We start from the raw sequence: 17,703 nt of genomic DNA, 5'->3' as shown, positions 1-17,703 counted from the left end.
CAGCAGGAAGTGGAGACAACCATGTCCGTCGAATTCATCGGCTTCATCACCAACAATGACGCATCCGAGACCCGCGTGCGCTCCGGCCCGGTGCTCGATCCCAGCTATATCGAAACCGTCGCGAAGGCGCATGAGCTCGCCGGCTTCGATCGCGCGCTGCTCGCCTTCCATTCGACCATACCGGACGGCCTGCAGGTTGCTCAGCATGCGCTCGGCGTCACCGAGAAGCTGAAGATGATGATCGCGCAGCGTCCGGGTTTCACCGCGCCGACGGTGCTGGCGCGCCAGCTCGCCACCATCGAGAATTTCCACAACGGCCGCGTCTCGCTGCATGTCATCACCGGCGGCAATGCCAAGGAGCTGCGGCAGGACGGCAATACGCTCGACGACAAGGACGAGCGTTACGCCCGCACCAGCGAATGGCTCGATATCATCAAGCAGGAATGGACGAGCGAGAAACCATTCGATTACAACGGCAAATACTATCAGGTCGAGGGCGGCTTCTCGCAGGTGAAGCCGACCGTGCCGATCCACGTCTTCGTCGGCGGCGCGTCGGACGCGGCAATTGACGTGTCGGGCAAGCATGCCGATACGTTCGCGCTGTGGGGGGAATCCTATGCGCAAGTCCGCGACGTCACTGGCCGCGTACGTGCTGCTGCTGCGAAATACGGCCGTCCGGCGCCGCGCTTCAGCCTGTCGGTGCGCCCGATCATCGCCGACACCGAGGAGAAGGCCTGGGCCAAGGCCGACGACATTCTCGCCCGCGCCACCGCGCTGCAGGACAAGACCGGCTATCGCAAGCCGGCCGATGGCCATGCCACTGCCGGCGCAAAGCGCCTGCTGGCGCTGGCCGAACAGGGCACCCGCATCGACAAGCGGCTGTGGACCGAGATGGCGGCGCTCACCGGCGCGAACAGCAACACCACCGCGCTGGTCGGCACGCCTGAGCAGGTCGCCGAAGTGTTCGCCGATTACTACGATCTCGGCGTCAGCCATTTCCTGATCCGCGGCTTCGATCCCCTGATCGACGCCATCGATTATGGCCGCGAACTGATCCCGCGCACCCGCGAACTGATTGCGGCGCGTGATGCCGCCAAGGGAGTTGTCGCAGCATGAAACGGCTCATCCTCGCCGCCGGCCTGATCCTCGCGGCCTTCGCATCTTCGGCGCATGCCGAGACGACGCTGATCGTCGGCGACCAGAAAGGCAATGCGCGCGCCGTGATGGAAGCATCCGGCGTGCTCAAGGATGTGCCCTACAAGATCGAGTGGAAGGAATTCGCCGCGGCAGCGCCGCTGCTGGAAGCGCTCGGTGCCGGCGCGCTCGATAGCGGGCTGGTCGGCGATGCGCCCTTTACGTTTGCCGCGGCGGCCAATGTGCCGGTCAAGGCAATCGGCGCGATCCGGCAGACCGGCGACGGTCTCGCCGTGCTGGTACCGAAGGACTCGACGATCAAGAGCTTCGACGATCTGAAGGGCAAGAAGATCGCCACCGGCCGCGGCTCGATCGGGCATCAGCTCATTCTCGCCGCGCTGGAACAAAAGGGCTGGACGGCGAGCGATGTGCAGATCGTGTTCCTCGCTCCGTCGGATGCCAAGGTCGCTTATACCCGCGGCTCGGTCGATGCGTGGTCGACCTGGGAGCCTTATGTGAGCCAGGAAGAGGTGCTGTTCCAGTCGCGCGTCCTGCTCAATGCCGAAGGCCTGACATCGGGGCTGAGCTTTGTCGTGGCGACGCCGAATGCGATCCGCGACAAGCATGCCGAGCTCGAGGACTATCTCCGCCGCCTCACCGCAGCCCGCGCCTGGGCGCTGAAGAACGCGGACGCCTATGCGCAGACTTGGGGCAAGCTGATGAACGTGGCGCCGTCGGTGCCGCTGAACTGGCTGACCCGCGCACAAATCCGCATCGCACCGATCGACGATGGCGTCGCCGCGGATGAGCAGAAGACGATCGATCTCTATCTGCGCAGCGGACTGATCAAGCAGAAGCTCGATGCCAATGCGATCGTGGATCGATCGTTCAACGATGCCATCGGGAAGGGTGCGGGGCTGTAGACTCTCGATCCAGACCCGGAAATTGCTACTTAAACTCTGTCATGCCCGGGCTTGTCCCGGGCATCCACGTCTGTGCCGCAAGCAGTAAAGGCGTGGATGGCCGGGACAAGCCCGGCCATGACGGTGTTTGCATCGAGGACGTCTCGCTGTCGCCAGAGCCACAACCCGCACATCCGTAAATCCACGTATTCCCGGTCTCCCTCCGTCGGCCCACCATCGCCCGGCAACGGAGACCAGCGCAGATGCATCACGGCGATATTTCATCCAGCAAGGACGCGGTCGGCGTCGCCGTCGTGAATTACAAGATGCCGCGGCTTCACACGAAGGCCGAGGTGCTGGCCAATGCGCAGAAGATCGCCGACATGATCGTCGGCATGAAGATCGGTCTGCCCGGCATGGATCTGGTGGTGTTCCCGGAATATTCGACCCAGGGCATCATGTACGACTCCAAGGAAATGTACGAGACCGCCTCGATCGTACCCGGCGAGGAAACCGAGATTTTCGCGGAGGCCTGCCGCAAGGCCAAGGTCTGGGGCGTGTTCTCGCTGACCGGCGAACGCCATGAGCAGCATCCGCACAAGGCGCCGTACAACACGCTGATCCTGATGAACGATCAGGGCGAGATCGTTCAGAAATATCGCAAGATCATGCCATGGGTGCCCATCGAAGGCTGGTATCCCGGCAATTGCACTTATGTCTCCGAGGGGCCGAAGGGCCTGAAGATTTCGCTGATCATCTGCGATGACGGCAACTATCCCGAAATCTGGCGCGACTGCGCCATGAAGGGCGCCGAACTGATCGTGCGCTGCCAAGGCTACATGTATCCAGCGAAGGATCAGCAGGTGCTGATGGCCAAGGCGATGGCCTGGGCCAACAATACTTATGTTGCCGTTGCCAATGCCTCAGGCTTCGACGGCGTCTATTCGTATTTCGGCCATTCGGCGATCATCGGTTTCGATGGCCGCACGCTCGGCGAATGCGGCGAAGAAGACTATGGCATTCAATATGCGGCACTGTCGAAATCATTGATCCGCGACGCGCGACGCACCGGGCAGTCGGAGAACCATCTCTTCAAGCTGCTGCATCGCGGCTATACCGGCACGATCAATTCCGGCGAAAGCAACAAGGGTGTCGCGGCGTGTCCGTTCGATTTCTATGCAAACTGGGTCAACAATCCCGACAAGGCGCGGGAGAATGTCGAAGCCTTCACGCGGCCGACGGTTGGTGTGGAGGAATGCCCGATCGAGGGACTGCCACATGAGGGGATGTTGAACGATTGGTAGCCCCAATCTCGTCATTCCGGGGCGGCCGCGCACCTTGCGCGGGCGAACCCGGAATCCCGATATGTTCATCGGCTCGACGTAGCGTGCGGCCGAGAGACGGTCTCATCTCGAGATTCCGGGTTCGCGTGCGAAGTCGCACGCGCCCCGGAATGACGATGGAGTTCTAAAGCGCCGTCTTGAACGGCGCCACATCGATCCCCGCCGCCTTCAGCCCATCTCGCACATGGCGTCCAAGTTCGACGGCTCCCGGCGTGTCGCCGTGAATGCACACGGTGTCCATCTTCATCTTGATCACCTTGCCAGTGATCGAGATGACTTCGCCGGTCTGTGCCATCTTCACCACACGATTAGCAACCATCACCGGATCATGCAGTACCGCGCCGGGCTTCTTCCGCGAGACGAGATTGCCGTTGTCCTCATAGGCGCGGTCGGCGAATACTTCATGTGCCAGAGGGAGTCCGGCGGCTTCGCCGGCAGTTACAAGTTTGGAATTCGCCAGCACCACGAAGGTCAGATTGCGGTTGACGGCCTTGATGCCGGCGGCGATGGCGCGGGCGGTCATGTCGTCCTCGCAAGCGACGTTGGAGATCGCGCCGTGAGCTTTCACATGGGTGACCTTGTAGCCTTCCATGGCGGCGATCGCCTGCAAGGCGCCGATCTGGTACGCGATCAGGTTCTCGATCTCGAGTGCGGTGAGACCGACGATAGGCCGGCGGCCGAAACCGTGCAGGTCGCGATAGCCGGGATGCGCGCCGATCTTGACGTTGCGCGCCTTGGCGAGCTGCACCGTCTTGCGCATCACATCGGCGTCGCCCGCGTGATAGCCGCAGGCGATGTTCACGGAGGACGCGAGGTCGATCATCGCGGCGTCGTTGCCCATCTCCCACATGCCGAAGCTTTCGCCGAGGTCGCAGTTCAGATCGATGGTCGCCATAGTCGTGCTCTTTCGTGAGTAGGATTCGAAATCAGTCTTGCGCGTCTGCCGTCTGCGGTGCCTGCCACGTATTGTCATCGGTTGCACTGACGGCGACACCAGCGACATTGGACGACAGCAGCGCCTTGATGTCCAACATCAGGATGTTGGAATCATGGACACGACCGGGCAGGCTCTGCAGCAGCTCGGCGAAGGCGCGATATTCCGCCTGCGCCTCGGCCATGGTGATGGCTTTAAAGCGGAAAGCGCGGCCCGGCTGGGTCTGGCCGAACCGGCCGAGATCCGTCGAGATCACCGTGGCGATCTTCGGATAGCCGCCCGACGTGCCCCGGTCGGGCATCAGCACGATGGGCTGGCCGTTGCCGGGTACCTGGATCGAGCCGTTCACGGTGCCGTCGGAAACGATGTTGTGCCCGTGCAGATGTTTAATGACGGGACCTTCGAGGCGATAGCCCATACGGTCGCTGGTCGCCGAGATCTTCCACTCGCTGCTGAGGAACAATTCTTTGGCGTCACCGAATTCATCGTCTTGTGGTCCAAGCACCACGCGGATCGGACCTTCGGCCGGCGCAGGCAAATCGATGCGCTTCTCGTTGGCGCTGCTCGCAGCCGCCACCAGCAATTCGTCACCGGCCTGCAGCGGGCGCGGATAGGGACTGCCGAGACCGGCGCGGGCGTTCACGGCCAGGCTGCCGAACATCGGCTCGCCGCGCACGCCGCCTTCGATCGCGAGATAGCCGAAGGTGCCGGCGCGGGCGACGCCGAGATTGAGGCTCTCGCCATCGGCCAGCGTGACGGATGTATTGACGTTGAAGGGCGTGCCCGCGATATCCGCCGGCCGTGTTGCGCCGGTCAGCGACACACGCACGGCGCCGCCCTTGGCCGTGAAGATCGAATTGAGCGGGCCGAGTTCAATGGTGGCGGCGAACAGCGTGTTGCCGAGCAGGGCATTGGCGGCGGCCATTGCCAGTCGATCGACGGCGCCCGATGGCACCAGACCATAGCGCTGCGCGCCGAAGCGACCGACATCCTGCACCGACGTGCCGGGACTGACTGATGTGACGATGAGCTTGCTCATGACGCGATCAGCTCCGCGACGAATGCACCGGCTTCGGCTGCGCGGTCCTGCTCGGCAAAGGTCTTCTCGTCGACGGCGGCGAAGGTGATGGCATCGCCAGGCTCCAGAAGAAATGTCGGATCGCGGCCAAGCTGATAAGTGCGCACGGCGGTCCGCCCTAAGAGATGCCAGCCGCTCGGGCCGGCGAGGCATTGCACGCCGGTCTGGATGCCGCCGATGGAGATCGTGCCGGGCGGCGTCAGCAGCCGGGGATTCTGCCGGCGCGACATCTGCATCGAGCTCGGCAGCCCGCTGAGATAGGACCAGCCCGGCGTGAAGCCGATCATCGCCACTTTGTAGTCGCCGCCCACATGGCGTGCGACCACTTCGTCCGGCGTGATGTTGAGCGCCTTTGCGACGTCTTCGAGATCGATGCCGTTTTCGCCGCCATAGGCGACGGGGATGCGCCAACGCCGTGCCGCCTTGGCCTCGGGCAGCGGCTGCAGCGCCAGTTCGGTCAGTTTCTCACCCAAAGCGTCGAAGCCGATCTGCAGCGGATCGTAATGCACCAGCAGGGAGCGATAGGTCGGCACGGTTTCGGTGACGGCAGCAAGGCCGGCCGACGCGACGAGTTTGTCGAGCGCCAGCACCCGGCGGTTGGCTTCCTCGTCGATGGTGCGGCTGAATTCGACGGTGATGGCAGCATCGCCACTGGGGAGGATGCGGGGCGGGGAGAGAGCTGCGACCATGGCCTCACAACGTCAGTATTGGACGACCATGCATAGCGCGTTTTACCAGCGAGTGGAATTCGCAATCTGAAAATAGCCGTGCATCTTCAATAAATTAATACGCATGTTGGCGATAAGCCGTACTGATCGCAGAGGTTTCATCACATTGCATGGCGCTTTGAAGCAGCAGCCCTTGACGCGCTGGCATTCCACCGCAAGATGCGCCGCCGTAAGTCCAACGTCCTGCACCCTCTGACCTGAAGAGCCCTGCGTATGTCCCTGACACCCGAAGCCATTGCCACCCTGTCGAAGGTCACCACCGCGACCATCACCACCGTTCTCCTGAAGAAGGGCCTGCGCAATGTCTGGCTGCGCGGCGCCAAGCCGCTGCGCCCCGGTCAGCCCCGTCTCGTCGGTCCGGCCTTTACGCTGCGTTTTGTGCCGGCACGCGAGGATCTCGCCACGCCCGAGTCATGGTCGTCGCCGATCTCGACCCGCACCGCCATTGAAGCCATGCCGGAAGGCTGTATCGCTGTGGTCGATGCCATGGGCATCACCGATGCCGGCATCTTCGGCGACATTCTCTGCGCCCGCATGCAGAAGCGCGGCGTTGCTGCGCTGATCACCGACGGCGTGGTGCGTGACATCGAAGGCGTGCTCGGCACCAATCTACCGGTCTGGTGCGACGGCTATGCCGCTCCGCCGTCGGTTGCCGGTCTGACCTTTGTCGGCTGGGGTGAACCGATCGGTTGCGGCGGCGTTGCCATCTTCCCGGACGACGTCATCGTTGCCGACCAGGACGGCGCTGTCGTGATCCCGAAGGCCTTCCTCGATCTCATTCTCGCCGAAGGCGCAGAGCAGGAGCGCATGGAAGCCTGGATCGTCAACGAGGTGAATAACGGCGCCACGCTGCCCGGCCTGTATCCGATGAATGCCGAGACCAAGGCGCGCTACGCCGCGTCGAAGAAGTAATCAACCAACTCAATACCCTCATCCTGAGGAGCGGCCGCTTGGCCGCGTCTCGAAGGGCGAGGGAGTGTTCATCCCTCATGGTTCGAGACGGCGCTGCGCGCCTCCTCACCATGAGGGCCAGAGATTGGAGACCGTGCCATGAAGCTTTTCCCCGCAGGTTCGCGCCCGACCAAAAGGGCGCCAGAGGAATACTTCACGGGCACGGTCTGGCAGGACCCGGTCATTGTCGCCGAAGCGCCGGCGCGGCTGGTGACATTCCGCGTCAGCTTTGAGCCCGGCGCACGCACCGCCTGGCACACCCATCCGTTCGGGCAGACGCTCTATGTCATCGCGGGCGTTGGGCGCTTTCAGACCGAAGGCGAGCCGGTCGTCGAGATCAAGCCGGGCGACACCGTCTGGATTCCACCGGGCGAGAAACACTGGCACGGCGCGGCGCCGACCACTGGCATGACCCATATCGCCATGCAGGAAGCGCTCGACGGCAAGACCGCGGATTGGATGGAAAAGGTCAGCGACGAACAATATGCGAAGCCGGTCGGCTAGCACGGCTAGGCATTGCCGGGTACGAGGACGACGCCGGGTTCAAAAGTCTAGCGGCGCATTGTCCACCACCTCTTTCATGACGAAAAAGGTCCGGGTCTGACGGACGCCGGGCAGTGCGATGAGCTGCGTGCCGTGGATACGATTGAAATCGGCCATGTCGCCGACGCGGATTTTCAGGAAATAGTCGAAGTCGCCGGCGACCAGGTGGCAATCGAGAACAAATTTCAGTTTGGCCACCGCCTTTTCAAACACTGCAAAGCTTTCCGGCGTCGAGCGATCGAGCACGACACCGACCATGACCAGCGCGCCGCGGTTGACCTTCTCGGGCGCAATGATGGCACGTGTGTTCCTGATATAGCCTTCGTCAAACAGCTGCTGCGTGCGGCGATGACAGGTGGCGGGACTGACATTCACCTTGGCCGCCAGATCAGCATTGCTCAGACGCCCGTCTTTCTGCAGCAAATGCAGCATGCGAAGTCCAATTTTATCCAGATTTTCTGCCATGAAAGAATCTTCCGAAGTTTTAGAATTTAATGCGTCTTACTTCCAGTTTAGATGGATATGGTACGATATATAGCAGAGCACAGCCATATCTTTGAAAGCACCTTCCGCACCGAAAATGCTAGCTGTACCGCCAGTTTTCACGACAACAGGTGTCACATGCTCGAAGGCTTCGAACGCTACCCGCTCACCTTTGGACCCACCTATATCGAGAAGCTGGAGAAGCTCTCGGCCCATCTCGGCGGTAAGGTCGAACTCTACGCCAAGCGCGAGGACTGCAATTCCGGTCTGGCCTATGGCGGCAACAAGCTGCGCAAGCTCGAATACATCATCCCCGATGCCATCGCGTCGAACGCCGATACGCTGGTATCGATCGGCGGCGTACAGTCCAATCACACGCGCATGGTCGCGGCCGTTGCAGCCAAGATCGGCATGAAGTGCCGGCTGGTGCAGGAGAGCTGGGTGCCGCATGAGGACGCCGTCTACGACCGTGTCGGCAATATCATGCTCAGCCGGATCATGGGGGCGGATGTGCAGCTCGTCGACGAAGGCTTTGACATCGGCATCCGCCATAGCTGGGAAGAGGCGATCGAAGATGTGAAGGCCAAGGGCGGCAAACCCTACGCCATTCCGGCCGGTGCCTCCGTGCACAAATTCGGTGGGCTCGGCTATGTCGGCTTCGCCGAAGAAGTCCGGGCGCAGGAGAAGGAACTCGGCTTCGCGTTCGACTACATCGTCGTTTGCACGGTTACAGGTTCGACCCATGCAGGCATGCTGGTAGGTTTCGCCAAGGACGATCGTCAGCGCAGGGTCATTGGTATCGACGCCTCTTTCACACCGGCTCAGACCAAGGCGCAGGTACTTGAGATCGCGCAGAACACCGCCAAGCTGGTCAAATTAGGCAAAGACCTCGTCGAGGATGATGTGGTGCTGATCGAGGACTACGCCTATCCCGTCTATGGCGTACCATCGGAAGAGACCAAGGACGCCATCCGTCTCTGCGCGCGTCTGGAGGGCATGATCACCGACCAAGTCTATGAAGGGAAATCGATGCAGGGGATGATCGACCTCGTGCAGAAGGGTTACTTCCCTGAAGGATCCAAGGTGCTCTATGCACATCTCGGCGGCGCGCCGGCGCTGAATGGATACGGTTACGCGTTCCGTAATGGATAGTGCCGTCACATCGCGTGTGCCGGCTTAGTGTCCGGCGCGCCGATTGCCTTCGGTCACTCGAACCAGCGGTTGACGGTCGCACGGAAACTGCCGTCTTCCTGCATGATGTGCAGCCACTGATCGACGAAGGCCTTCAGCGCCACATCGCGCTGGAGCCAATAGGCCTTCTCGGCAAAATCGAACGGCGTGTCCGGGTGCACAGCGCAGAGCACGCCGCGATGCAGCTTCTGCTGATAGCGGGTCTCAGACGCATCGGTCATCATCAGGTCGGCACGGCCCTGTGCGATCTCGTCGAAGATGCGGGTATTGTCGTTGAAGACGGTGATCTCGGCTGATTTGATATGCGTCCGTGCAAAGCGCTCATTGGTGCCGCCCGGATTCACGATCACCTTGATACCTGGCCGATCTATCTCCGCGAGCGTGCCGAATTTCCCTGCATCGGCGCAGCGCGCGATCGGCGTCTTGCCCTCGCGCATGATGGGTATCGAGAACATGCCCTTCTTCTGCCGGTCCAGGGTGATCGACACGCCGCCCATCACCACATCGAACTGGTCTGCCGCAAAGTCCGCTGACAGTTTTGGCCAGCTGGTCTTCACATAGTCGACCTTGACGCCGAGTGCTTTTCCGAGCGCCTCCGCCATCTCGACGTCGAAGCCCTTGAACGATGTCGTGACAGGATCGAACGCGCTGAACGGCATGTAGTCGCCGGTCAATCCAATACGCAGCGTCCCCCGGGCAATGATATCGTCGAGGCGGGACGGTGAGGGCGCAGGGGTCGGCGTCTGTGCCTGCAAGGGCGCGGCAAGCAGCAGACAGGCCGCCAGCCAGGCGGCGATGATCCGGATCATGACGTCTCCCCCGTTTGTATCGCGGAGCGCACCGTTCAGGGGCGCACCGCGTTACGATCAGCTTACAGGGGATGTCGGACCTTTCAATCGACGAGCGCGTCTGCTGGGATCAGTTCACCCGCGTCCAGGTCTGTCCGCCGCAGAACATGCCACCGAAGGCACAGCCCTGAACACGCAGCGTGTCACTGCCCTTCAGAGCGATGGTCGATTCGTAGGTGCTGCCGCTGTTCGGATCGAAGATCTTTCCCGCCCATTTGTTGTTGCCGGGCTTCATGTTGATCAGCACCTTCTCCCCATTGGCCTCGGTCTTGGCATTCATCGAATAGCCGCACAGATTGGCGCCGCATTGTTCGATGCGAACCTTGCCTTCCTTCTTCTCGGTCATCCAGATGCCGAGCGGCGTTGCCGCGGCGGCAGACGTAACCGGTGCGGGCGCATCCTGCTTGTTGACTGGATCTGTGGGCGGTGCGTTGGCGATGACCGTAGGGGGCGCAGATTTCTCGGCAGGCGCGGGAGCCGGGGCAGGCTGCGGGACCACCGCGACGGATGGCGTGACAGGTGTCGCCGGAGCTGCCGCCTCCTTTGGGGCGACAACGGGCTTCTGCGTCTCCACAGGCTTGGCCGTCTGTTCGGATCGCGGAGTGTTGGGGGCCTGCTCGCGCGTCTCGCGGTCACGCTCGCGCTTGCTGCGCTTGGTGCCATATTCGTAGACGCCGGGAATGGAAACCGAGATGCAGTCCGTCGAATTGCAGTCGCTTGGCGCTTCGATGGTAATGGTGCGGCCACCGATGTCGAACGAGTAGCTGTCGCCAGCCTGAGCGGCGGTGCTGGTCAGCAGGATGGCGGCGAGGGCGAAGAGCGGCTTCATGTGTCCTCCAAAGCGGTTGAAATCCTGACCCTGAACCGAGCCGCGGATGCGCCCGAACGCTTGATCCGCGTCACTTAGGGGGAATTGCAATTGCTTTGGTGTGTGGCGCCGACTGAAGAAGTGGTTCAATCCTGCGCCGGACATCTTCTGCTTGAGGCTGCCTGACAAGCCAAACGCCGCCGCTTGGCGGCGGCGTCGCCCGAAGCCTGGCTTTCGTCAGTAGTCGCTGTAGCGCGAGGCGCTGCTGCCCACGGTCATCTGGCTCTTCAGCGTCTCGAAACGATCGCGGGCGGCGCGCTCGCGCCCATCGATGAAATCGATGATTTCGTCACGCGGCATCGGGCCTGACGAAATCGGACGTGAACTGCCGATGGTTTCATCGACGAAATACTGGCCATCGTCGTCGCGGCGTGCGGTCCAGCGAAAGCGGATGGCATCGAGCGGACCCGGACCGAGACGGGAGTAGCCATCGACCTCGAGGGCCTCGGGAGCCGTGGAGGGTGACTCGTGTTCGACGAGCGGCGCTTCGGGCTCGGCGGCGACCATGACGGATACAGTCTCGGTGACCACGGTTTCAGTGACGACGGTAATCGAAGCGGGCTCGGTGTCGCTGTGTTCGGCCACTTGCGATTCCGCTTCCTTGCGGTCGAGAATGCTCGCAATGGCCGCGAGGGCGTGATCGGTCGGATCGTTCTGGGTCATTGAAATGCGCCTCCCCGCAATTACGCAACGTCCACATAGGCCGATATGTAATCGGCTGTGGTTTCATTTTGGTAATCGCTGTGGCTGTTTTTAGGCAGAGATCGGCGGGCGCCTGTCTTTCCAGGGCTGGATCTGCTCGAGTTGCCCGGCCAGACGGAACAGCATGGCCTCGTCGCCGAAATGCGCCGTGAACATCATACCGATCGGCAGGCCTTTGCTGCTCCAGGCCAGGGGCACCGACATGGACGGCTGGCCGGTCATATTGGCCATACTGGTGCCTGGCATGTAGCGGCGCAGCAAAGGCGCCACATGGCCGAGATCGTCCGACATCGTGTCGATCTCGCCGATCCTGATCGGCGGTGTGCAGAGCGTCGGCGACAGGAAGATATCGCAGCCGGTAAAGAATTCGGTGACGCTGCGGGAGATCTGGAATGCGTTCTGCAGTGCTGTCACGTAGTCGACTGCGCTTGCCTTGCGGGCATTGTGTGCGCTGCCGAGTGTGAGTTTCTCGAAATCATCCGAGGTCATCGGGCGGCCGAACTTCTTCTCCGCGAACTGCACGGTAACCGCCGTATTGGCCGACACGATCGCCGCAATCACTTGCGCAGGGTCGAGCGGCAACACCGGCGCGCGTTCTTCGACATGATGCCCCTGTGCTTCGAGTAACCTGGCGACATCGCGGACGGCAGCGGCGACTTCGGGATCGATTGCATCGCCATAGGGCGACTTGTCGGTGAAGAAGATGCGCAGCCTGCCGGGACCACGGCTGACTTCATGGAGGAAGGGACGTTCCGGTGCGGGCGCCATATAGGGGCTGGTAAGTTCGGGCCCGTGAACAGCATCGAGCATCGCGGCGCTGTCGCGTACGCTGATGCTGACGACGTGGCCGCAGGAAAAGCCGCCCCAGCCTTCGGCCTTGTCAGGACCTGTCGGATTGCGAGCGCGGGTCGGCTTCAGACCGAACACGCCGCAGGCCGAGGCTGGAATACGGATCGAACCGCCGCCATCGCTGGCATGGGCGACTGGCAGGATCCGTGCAGCCACGGCAGCTGCCGCGCCCCCGGACGAGCCGCCCGATGCATGATTGGTATTCCACGGATTGCGCGTCGGTCCATGCAGCCGGCATTCCGTCGTCGGCATCAGCCCGAATTCGGGGCTCGCACTCTTGCCGAATATCGTCAGGCCGGCCTTGAGAAAGCGCTGGGCGAGGGTGCCGGTGTGATCGGCGACGAAGTCCTTGTAGAGACTGGCCCCGAAGGTCGTGCGCGTGCCGTCGAGGAGTTCGAGATCTTTCAGCAGGAATGGCACGCCGGTGAACGGCCCGTCGGGCAACCCCTCGTCGATCTGGCGCTGCGCATAGTCCTCATGGCGCACCACGACAGCGTTGATCCGGGAATTGACGCGCTCGGTGCGCGCCACCGCCTCATCGAGCAGTTCGCGCGGGCTGACCTGCTTGCTGCGCACCAGCCCGGCAAGGCCGAGCGCGTCGTGATCGCCGTATTCCTTGAATGCCATCGCGGGGTACTCTGGTGAGGACTGCGGCAGTGCTAGCGCGGATCAATCATCCGCGCCAGCAATCGACGGTTCAGCCGAACACGTCCGCGTTGACGGCATTTTGCTTGATCGGCTCGCCGTCGAGCACGCTGAGCATGTTGCGCGCGGTTTGCGCGCCCATGCGGTCGAGTGCTTCACGCGTCACGCCGGCGACATGCGGCGCGATGATCACGTTCGGCAGTTCGAACAGCGCATGACCGAGCGGCGGCGGTTCGGCCTCGAACACATCGAGGCCGGCACCGGCGAGCTTGCCCGAGACCAGCGCGTCATGCAGCGCGGCCTCGACGATGATGCCGCCACGCGCGGTATTGATGAGATAGGCCGACGGCTTCATGCGGGCGATCCGCGCAGCGTTGAACAGGCCGGTCGTCTCCGGAGTCTTCGGGCAATGCAGGCTGACAAAATCGGCGCGCGGCAGGGCCGCGTCGAGATCGCTGACAGGCTCGCAGCCGGCAGCCTTGATTGTATCGGCCGAGACATAGGGGTCATAGACCAGCACATTCATTTCCATCGCCTGGCAGCGCTTGGCGGTGCGGGTGCCGATGCGGCCGAAGCCGACCACCAGCACGGTCTTGCCGAACAGGTCGAATGGCAGCGCTCCGAAACGCGACGCCCATTTGCCTTCCTTGACCATGGCGTGCAGTTCGACTGCGCGCTTGGCGAGCGTCAGCATCATGAACAGCGCCTGTTCCGCAACCGAGGGCGAGTTGGCGGTGCCAGCGATCATCAGCGGCACCTTGCGCTTGGACAGCGCCGGTACATCGACCGCGTCGTAGCCGACGCCGATGCGCGCCACCACCTTCATGTCCTTGCAGGCTTCGAGTTCGGACTCGCCGAACCGCGTGGCGCCGAGCGCGGTGCCGTGCACCGGTGCGTGTTGCTCAATCAGCTTGATGTAGTCGGCAGCGGAAATCAGATTGCTGAACTTGACCACTTCGATGTCATCGCGTGCATTGAACAGGTCCATTCCCTGGGTCGACATCGACTCGGTGATCAGAAGTTTCTTCTTGTTGGTCGCCATTTCCACCCCTTGAAGCATTCTACGTTGTTGCGCACCCGCCAGTGGCCACGCGGGCGTTATCTAACAGGCTTGGCTCGATGAGGTCTACCATTGGCGGAGACGTGGCGTGTGGACTTGGCCGTGTTGAAGCCACTATGGTTGCTGATGATCACAAGTGATTTGCTGCGCCGCGAAATTGCGGTGAGGAGACGATGATGACCAGAATGAATTTGCCCAAGCGCACGCATCGACCGCTGCGCCATGTGCTGTGCGTCGCCGCCGTTCTGCTGCTCGGAAATTCCGCAGCGGTCCATGCGCAGGGGCTGGTGCAGGGCGTGCAGCAGGGTGCAAGAGACGGCAATCGTGCGGCTGGGCCGATCGGCGGTGTTTTGGGTGGTGCGATCGGCGGCGTCGTGGGCGTTGTTGGCGGCGTCCTGGGCGTGCCCTCGAACAATGTTCGCGGTCCCGTGGGCGGGCAGTCGAGCGCCAAACAAACCAAGGCCGCCAAGAAGGGCAAGAAGGGCTCTCAACCCGCGGCGGAGCCGGAACTGACCGCCGAGCAGATCGTCGCGAGTAGCGACGCCAACACTAGCCGTATCAAGACGTCGCTCAACCTGACGCCGGAGCAGGAAAAGAACTGGGCCGGTTTTAGCAACGCCATGCATACGCTCGGCAATAACGGCGCGGAGCGTCTGAAACTGCGTATTGCCCGCGCCAAGCGCGATCCGCCGGATGACATCATCGAGCAGATGCGCAACGAGGCTCAGTTCCTCAACGACCGGGCCGTCGATCAGCGCGCCGTTGCCGATGCCGCGGAGCCGCTATTCGCCACGCTGGATGACAAGCAGAAGGCTCTGTTCATTCAGGAGATGGTCGGCCTCAGCCGCGAGCGCGGTCTCGACTAATCGCCGCAGAGAGGAACCTCTTGGCCACGGGGACGTTTTTCCTTCTTCAGATGAAGGAGACGATCATGGCTGAGAAATTCGATCCCGCACCCCACGACAAATACGCTGTTGGCGTGAAGGAGGCAGCGCGTGCTGATCGCAAAACGTCTGAGGAACTCAAGACCGGCCTGAAGGACAGTTTCCCGGCTTCGGATCCTGTGAGTGTGACGCAGCCTGACCGGTCGAAACACGATAACGACGACGGCTCATCGCTCTGGAACAAGATCACGGGCGTCTTCAAATCCTGACGGCGCGTGCGCTGTTGTAATAATTGGTTAACCACGTGCGCTGCACAATCACATCGGGCTTTGACTGATGATGGAGGCTGGCGTTGGCGACCGTGTTCTCTGACAGTGATCTTGAAGCAGCCGATATCCCTGCGGCTTCGCGGCGGGGCGATATCTTCACCATCCACGCGACGCGCAATGATCAGAGCATGGTGACGCACCGGATCATTCCGGACGTCGCCGTCGCGCAGGCCCGGACGCTCAACGATGCGGGTTGGCGGGTCAGTATCTCCGGTCTCGGCGGCCGCCGGTTCTCGCCCTCGGAATTTCATCAGTTGCTGACATTCAAACGGATCGGCTGACGATCCCGAATTTGAAACCCCGCCGGTAACACGAGCGGGGTTTTTTGCACGTGCGAACATGATAGGTTCGCGCCACAAAAACCTCGCAAGTCAAATAAGGTAACTGGCCTAAGGCAATGAGAAAACTAGTGTTCGCAGTTATTGCCTTTATCGGCATCGCTGCCCAATCTCCCCTACATGCAGCGTCGTCCCGGACCGATCAGATGCTCAAACTGTCGCCGGAAACCCGTCTGGAGCAGCGTTGCGATGCGCGTGCGATGGGCTCCGTGGGCCGCGAGCACAAGGGATACAAGCCGGACGAGTTCGTTGCCTACGCGTTTGCCGATCCGGTCATTCGAGGCAACCAGATCAAAGCGCCGGGCGGCGCCATCCGCAGCGGGGGCAAGTGGTACAGGCTGTCCTATGTCTGCGAGACCACGCCTGACGGGCTCGACGTCAAATCCTTCGCCTATCAGCTCGGCACCGAGGTGCCGCGCAGCGAATGGGACGAACACTATCTCGTGCCACGCTGACTGCGGATGGGATTGCGGCCGGGCTCACGATCATGGTTGAGCTACAGGTTCACCATGGCCGGCGATTTGAAAAAGCGTGACGAGATCGCGTTGAGCAATTCCGTGCTCTGCATTGTTTCCAGGTTCGAACGCGCGCACAGCAACGCTTTGACGGGCGGCAGGTGCGGCAGGTAATATTCCTGCGCCCAGACAAGTGTAGGCGGAATCATCCGCTTCGGGATCGCGGTGATGCCGATGCCGCTTTCCACAGCCGCCAACTTGGCGTGATAGTCGGGACTGTTGAATACGATCTTGTAGGACAGACCGTGGCGCGTCAGGGTCCGGATCATCAGATCATCGCCCGGCCATGTCAGAATGGGGATCGGCGCGCCCGAACTGAGGACGAAGTCCTTTGCGCGCACCCAAACGAACTCCTCATCGGCCTCGTTGACGATCAGGTGCGATATCTCGCTGCTCATTTCCGGATTTTCGAGAATGTACGCGATATCGATATAGCCGTCGATCAGGCCTTTGGTGATGCCCACCGAGTTGTCAGTGTGAATGACCAGATCGGCCAGGCTTTGGGAGGTCTGATGGCTGAAGAAATCCTGCACGAACAGGGTGCTCAATCCAAACCGGATAGGTTGCGGAAGATGCGCCACGCCGCCAATACGCAACATCTGGTCGTTGGCTTCCAGAATCCGTCTCGCCTGATGCAGCACCAGCTTTCCGAGCTGGGTAGCCGTCGTGCCGTTGACCGTTTTGGTGAAGAGGTTGCCTCCCACCATGGTCTGAATGCGCTTGATTTGGGAACTGACAGCGGGTTGGCTCAGGCCCAGCCGTTCGGCAGCCTTGGTCAGGCTGCCGGTTTCCGCGATCGCCACCACCGTGCGAACGATCTCGATGGGGATATTGAGCGGCTGATATCGCTTGTGCATTGCGACATTCCAGGGTCGTCGAGCAGATCGATCCATCAATATCTATAGTTGTGTGACGATGAACCGCAATCGAAGAATTTAGATATACTCTAAACTGCGTGAAAAGACGTATCGCGTGGAACCCGCAATCTGGATAATCCTGCCGGAACACGGTAGCTCAATACGGCGGCGATTCCTTAAGGGCGCAGAGATTCTTTTGAGCAATTACAGGTTGTCTGTTTCGGCGCTCGGCATTGCGTGAAAACGCGATAATCTGGGCAGGCTGTCATCGGTTTTCGGAGACTGCAGATGTCCGGCACCCGCAGAGTTCATCTGAACGATAACATTCGCACCGAACATCTGAAATGTTCGGGCTGCAGGACCCAAGTTTATCTGATCAAGATCGAGACGGACGACGAGGGTGGTGAAATTCGCACCTTTGGCTGTCCACATTGTGCCGCGTCGAAATCGCTGCGTTTGGCGCCGCGCCGGCAACACCTCAAGCCCGCTGAACTCGTTGCGGACCAGGTCGTCTGCTGATC

General features: G+C 61.5%; 21 protein-coding genes. 11 read left to right on the top strand and 10 right to left on the bottom strand.

Features of this window, described 5'->3' with window-relative positions:
- The first annotated feature begins 21 nt into the window (after window positions 1-21).
- The 3 genes from CHC01_RS11340 (at window position 22) to CHC01_RS11330 (ending at window position 3,340) form a co-directional block, all read left to right on the top strand.
- Window positions 22-1,116, top strand: coding sequence for an LLM class flavin-dependent oxidoreductase (locus tag CHC01_RS11340; RefSeq protein WP_089264369.1), 1,095 nt, complete (start codon window positions 22-24; stop codon window positions 1,114-1,116).
- The gene (locus CHC01_RS11335) at window positions 1,113-2,057 is read left to right on the top strand and encodes an ABC transporter substrate-binding protein (protein WP_089264368.1); all 945 of its coding nucleotides are present in this window, start codon (window positions 1,113-1,115) and stop codon (window positions 2,055-2,057) included. Before CHC01_RS11340 ends, CHC01_RS11335 begins: the two co-directional genes overlap by 4 nt.
- A 242-nt stretch (window positions 2,058-2,299) precedes the next feature.
- Entirely contained in the window at window positions 2,300-3,340 is a 1,041-nt protein-coding gene (locus tag CHC01_RS11330; protein ID WP_089264367.1) for an aliphatic amidase, read from the top strand.
- A gap of 163 nt (window positions 3,341-3,503) precedes the next feature.
- On the opposite strand, the gene CHC01_RS11325 is transcribed toward CHC01_RS11330, so the two are convergent.
- From CHC01_RS11325 to pxpB, 3 genes are read right to left on the bottom strand one after another with little or no spacing between them, the layout of a single operon-like run.
- A complete protein-coding gene (locus tag CHC01_RS11325) occupies window positions 3,504-4,274 on the bottom strand; it encodes a LamB/YcsF family protein (RefSeq protein ID WP_089264366.1) in 771 nt (256 codons plus the stop codon).
- Between the two features lie 31 nt (window positions 4,275-4,305).
- A complete protein-coding gene (locus tag CHC01_RS11320; protein WP_089264365.1) occupies window positions 4,306-5,352 on the bottom strand; it encodes a 5-oxoprolinase subunit C family protein in 1,047 nt (348 codons plus the stop codon).
- Complete coding sequence (pxpB, locus tag CHC01_RS11315) at window positions 5,349-6,080, bottom strand: 5-oxoprolinase subunit PxpB (RefSeq protein WP_089264364.1); 732 nt, start codon at window positions 6,078-6,080, stop codon at window positions 5,349-5,351. The genes CHC01_RS11320 and pxpB overlap by 4 nt, the downstream gene beginning before the upstream one ends.
- A gap of 252 nt (window positions 6,081-6,332) precedes the next feature.
- On the opposite strand from pxpB, the gene CHC01_RS11310 reads away from it, so the two are divergent.
- Together CHC01_RS11310 and CHC01_RS11305 are read left to right on the top strand one after the other, a co-directional pair.
- A complete protein-coding gene (locus tag CHC01_RS11310) occupies window positions 6,333-7,031 on the top strand; it encodes a ribonuclease activity regulator RraA (RefSeq protein WP_089264363.1) in 699 nt (232 codons plus the stop codon).
- Window positions 7,032-7,169: 138 nt separating this feature from the next.
- Window positions 7,170-7,574, top strand: a complete 405-nt coding sequence (locus CHC01_RS11305) for a (R)-mandelonitrile lyase (RefSeq protein ID WP_089264362.1) — start codon at window positions 7,170-7,172, stop codon at window positions 7,572-7,574.
- A gap of 39 nt (window positions 7,575-7,613) precedes the next feature.
- Here the strand turns inward: CHC01_RS11305 and CHC01_RS11300 are convergent, their stop codons facing one another.
- Window positions 7,614-8,078, bottom strand: coding sequence for an Lrp/AsnC family transcriptional regulator (locus CHC01_RS11300; RefSeq protein WP_089264361.1), 465 nt, complete (start codon window positions 8,076-8,078; stop codon window positions 7,614-7,616).
- 156 nt (window positions 8,079-8,234) lie between these two features.
- Here CHC01_RS11300 and CHC01_RS11295 point away from each other — a divergent pair, with 156 nt between their 5' ends.
- Window positions 8,235-9,248, top strand: a complete 1,014-nt coding sequence (locus CHC01_RS11295) for a 1-aminocyclopropane-1-carboxylate deaminase (protein ID WP_089264360.1) — start codon at window positions 8,235-8,237, stop codon at window positions 9,246-9,248.
- Window positions 9,249-9,301: 53 nt separating this feature from the next.
- Here CHC01_RS11295 and CHC01_RS11290 read toward each other — a convergent pair whose 3' ends face one another.
- The 5 genes from CHC01_RS11290 to CHC01_RS11270 form a co-directional block, all read right to left on the bottom strand.
- A complete protein-coding gene (locus tag CHC01_RS11290) occupies window positions 9,302-10,096 on the bottom strand; it encodes a transporter substrate-binding domain-containing protein (RefSeq protein WP_089264359.1) in 795 nt (264 codons plus the stop codon).
- Between the two features lie 109 nt (window positions 10,097-10,205).
- Window positions 10,206-10,964, bottom strand: coding sequence for a DUF2147 domain-containing protein (locus CHC01_RS11285; protein WP_089264358.1), 759 nt, complete (start codon window positions 10,962-10,964; stop codon window positions 10,206-10,208).
- A gap of 216 nt (window positions 10,965-11,180) precedes the next feature.
- Window positions 11,181-11,666 carry a hypothetical protein gene (locus tag CHC01_RS11280; RefSeq protein WP_089264357.1) on the bottom strand — a complete coding sequence of 162 codons (486 nt, stop codon included), beginning with the start codon at window positions 11,664-11,666 and terminating at the stop codon, window positions 11,181-11,183.
- A 90-nt stretch (window positions 11,667-11,756) separates the two neighbouring features.
- Window positions 11,757-13,181, bottom strand: a complete 1,425-nt coding sequence (locus tag CHC01_RS11275) for an amidase (RefSeq protein ID WP_089264356.1) — start codon at window positions 13,179-13,181, stop codon at window positions 11,757-11,759.
- Between the two features lie 70 nt (window positions 13,182-13,251).
- Window positions 13,252-14,241: a hydroxyacid dehydrogenase gene (locus CHC01_RS11270; protein ID WP_089264355.1), complete on the bottom strand. Its 990-nt coding sequence runs from the start codon at window positions 14,239-14,241 to the stop codon at window positions 13,252-13,254.
- Window positions 14,242-14,435: 194 nt separating this feature from the next.
- On the opposite strand from CHC01_RS11270, the gene CHC01_RS11265 reads away from it, so the two are divergent.
- From CHC01_RS11265 to CHC01_RS11250, 4 genes are all read left to right on the top strand, one after another.
- The gene (locus CHC01_RS11265) at window positions 14,436-15,125 is read left to right on the top strand and encodes a Spy/CpxP family protein refolding chaperone (RefSeq protein WP_439063856.1); all 690 of its coding nucleotides are present in this window, start codon (window positions 14,436-14,438) and stop codon (window positions 15,123-15,125) included.
- A 65-nt stretch (window positions 15,126-15,190) separates the two neighbouring features.
- Window positions 15,191-15,412: a hypothetical protein gene (locus CHC01_RS11260; RefSeq protein ID WP_089264703.1), complete on the top strand. Its 222-nt coding sequence runs from the start codon at window positions 15,191-15,193 to the stop codon at window positions 15,410-15,412.
- Between the two features lie 83 nt (window positions 15,413-15,495).
- The gene (locus CHC01_RS11255) at window positions 15,496-15,753 is read left to right on the top strand and encodes a hypothetical protein (RefSeq protein ID WP_089264353.1); all 258 of its coding nucleotides are present in this window, start codon (window positions 15,496-15,498) and stop codon (window positions 15,751-15,753) included.
- A 128-nt stretch (window positions 15,754-15,881) separates the two neighbouring features.
- Window positions 15,882-16,265 carry a DUF930 domain-containing protein gene (locus CHC01_RS11250; RefSeq protein WP_244558305.1) on the top strand — a complete coding sequence of 128 codons (384 nt, stop codon included), beginning with the start codon at window positions 15,882-15,884 and terminating at the stop codon, window positions 16,263-16,265.
- A 41-nt stretch (window positions 16,266-16,306) separates the two neighbouring features.
- On the opposite strand, the gene CHC01_RS11245 is transcribed toward CHC01_RS11250, so the two are convergent.
- The gene (locus tag CHC01_RS11245; RefSeq protein ID WP_089264351.1) at window positions 16,307-17,182 is read right to left on the bottom strand and encodes a LysR family transcriptional regulator; all 876 of its coding nucleotides are present in this window, start codon (window positions 17,180-17,182) and stop codon (window positions 16,307-16,309) included.
- A 288-nt stretch (window positions 17,183-17,470) separates the two neighbouring features.
- On the opposite strand from CHC01_RS11245, the gene CHC01_RS11240 reads away from it, so the two are divergent.
- Window positions 17,471-17,701, top strand: coding sequence for a hypothetical protein (locus CHC01_RS11240; protein ID WP_089264350.1), 231 nt, complete (start codon window positions 17,471-17,473; stop codon window positions 17,699-17,701).
- The last annotated feature ends 2 nt before the right edge of the window (window positions 17,702-17,703 follow it).

This window comes from Tardiphaga sp. OK246 (genome assembly GCF_900188215.1).
Classification (GTDB): Bacteria; Pseudomonadota; Alphaproteobacteria; order Rhizobiales; family Xanthobacteraceae; genus Tardiphaga; species Tardiphaga robiniae.
Note: the sequence above shows the minus strand (reverse complement) of the source record. Positions and strands in the feature narration are given on the sequence as shown.

Excerpts from the sequence above, each read along its gene's own strand:
- CHC01_RS11340 (WP_089264369.1), top strand. The coding sequence starts at position 22 with ATGTCCGTCGAATTCATCGGCTTCATCACCAACAATGACGCATCCGAG.
- CHC01_RS11335 (WP_089264368.1), top strand. The coding sequence starts at position 1,113 with ATGAAACGGCTCATCCTCGCCGCCGGCCTGATCCTCGCGGCCTTCGCA.
- CHC01_RS11330 (WP_089264367.1), top strand. The coding sequence starts at position 2,300 with ATGCATCACGGCGATATTTCATCCAGCAAGGACGCGGTCGGCGTCGCC.
- CHC01_RS11325 (WP_089264366.1), bottom strand. The coding sequence starts at position 4,274 with ATGGCGACCATCGATCTGAACTGCGACCTCGGCGAAAGCTTCGGCATG.
- CHC01_RS11320 (WP_089264365.1), bottom strand. The coding sequence starts at position 5,352 with ATGAGCAAGCTCATCGTCACATCAGTCAGTCCCGGCACGTCGGTGCAG.
- pxpB (WP_089264364.1), bottom strand. The coding sequence starts at position 6,080 with ATGGTCGCAGCTCTCTCCCCGCCCCGCATCCTCCCCAGTGGCGATGCT.
- CHC01_RS11310 (WP_089264363.1), top strand. The coding sequence starts at position 6,333 with ATGTCCCTGACACCCGAAGCCATTGCCACCCTGTCGAAGGTCACCACC.
- CHC01_RS11305 (WP_089264362.1), top strand. The coding sequence starts at position 7,170 with ATGAAGCTTTTCCCCGCAGGTTCGCGCCCGACCAAAAGGGCGCCAGAG.
- CHC01_RS11300 (WP_089264361.1), bottom strand. The coding sequence starts at position 8,078 with ATGGCAGAAAATCTGGATAAAATTGGACTTCGCATGCTGCATTTGCTG.
- CHC01_RS11295 (WP_089264360.1), top strand. The coding sequence starts at position 8,235 with ATGCTCGAAGGCTTCGAACGCTACCCGCTCACCTTTGGACCCACCTAT.
- CHC01_RS11290 (WP_089264359.1), bottom strand. The coding sequence starts at position 10,096 with ATGATCCGGATCATCGCCGCCTGGCTGGCGGCCTGTCTGCTGCTTGCC.
- CHC01_RS11285 (WP_089264358.1), bottom strand. The coding sequence starts at position 10,964 with ATGAAGCCGCTCTTCGCCCTCGCCGCCATCCTGCTGACCAGCACCGCC.
- CHC01_RS11280 (WP_089264357.1), bottom strand. The coding sequence starts at position 11,666 with ATGACCCAGAACGATCCGACCGATCACGCCCTCGCGGCCATTGCGAGC.
- CHC01_RS11275 (WP_089264356.1), bottom strand. The coding sequence starts at position 13,181 with ATGGCATTCAAGGAATACGGCGATCACGACGCGCTCGGCCTTGCCGGG.
- CHC01_RS11270 (WP_089264355.1), bottom strand. The coding sequence starts at position 14,241 with ATGGCGACCAACAAGAAGAAACTTCTGATCACCGAGTCGATGTCGACC.
- CHC01_RS11265 (WP_439063856.1), top strand. The coding sequence starts at position 14,436 with ATGACCAGAATGAATTTGCCCAAGCGCACGCATCGACCGCTGCGCCAT.
- CHC01_RS11260 (WP_089264703.1), top strand. The coding sequence starts at position 15,191 with ATGGCTGAGAAATTCGATCCCGCACCCCACGACAAATACGCTGTTGGC.
- CHC01_RS11245 (WP_089264351.1), bottom strand. The coding sequence starts at position 17,182 with ATGCACAAGCGATATCAGCCGCTCAATATCCCCATCGAGATCGTTCGC.
- CHC01_RS11240 (WP_089264350.1), top strand. The coding sequence starts at position 17,471 with ATGTCCGGCACCCGCAGAGTTCATCTGAACGATAACATTCGCACCGAA.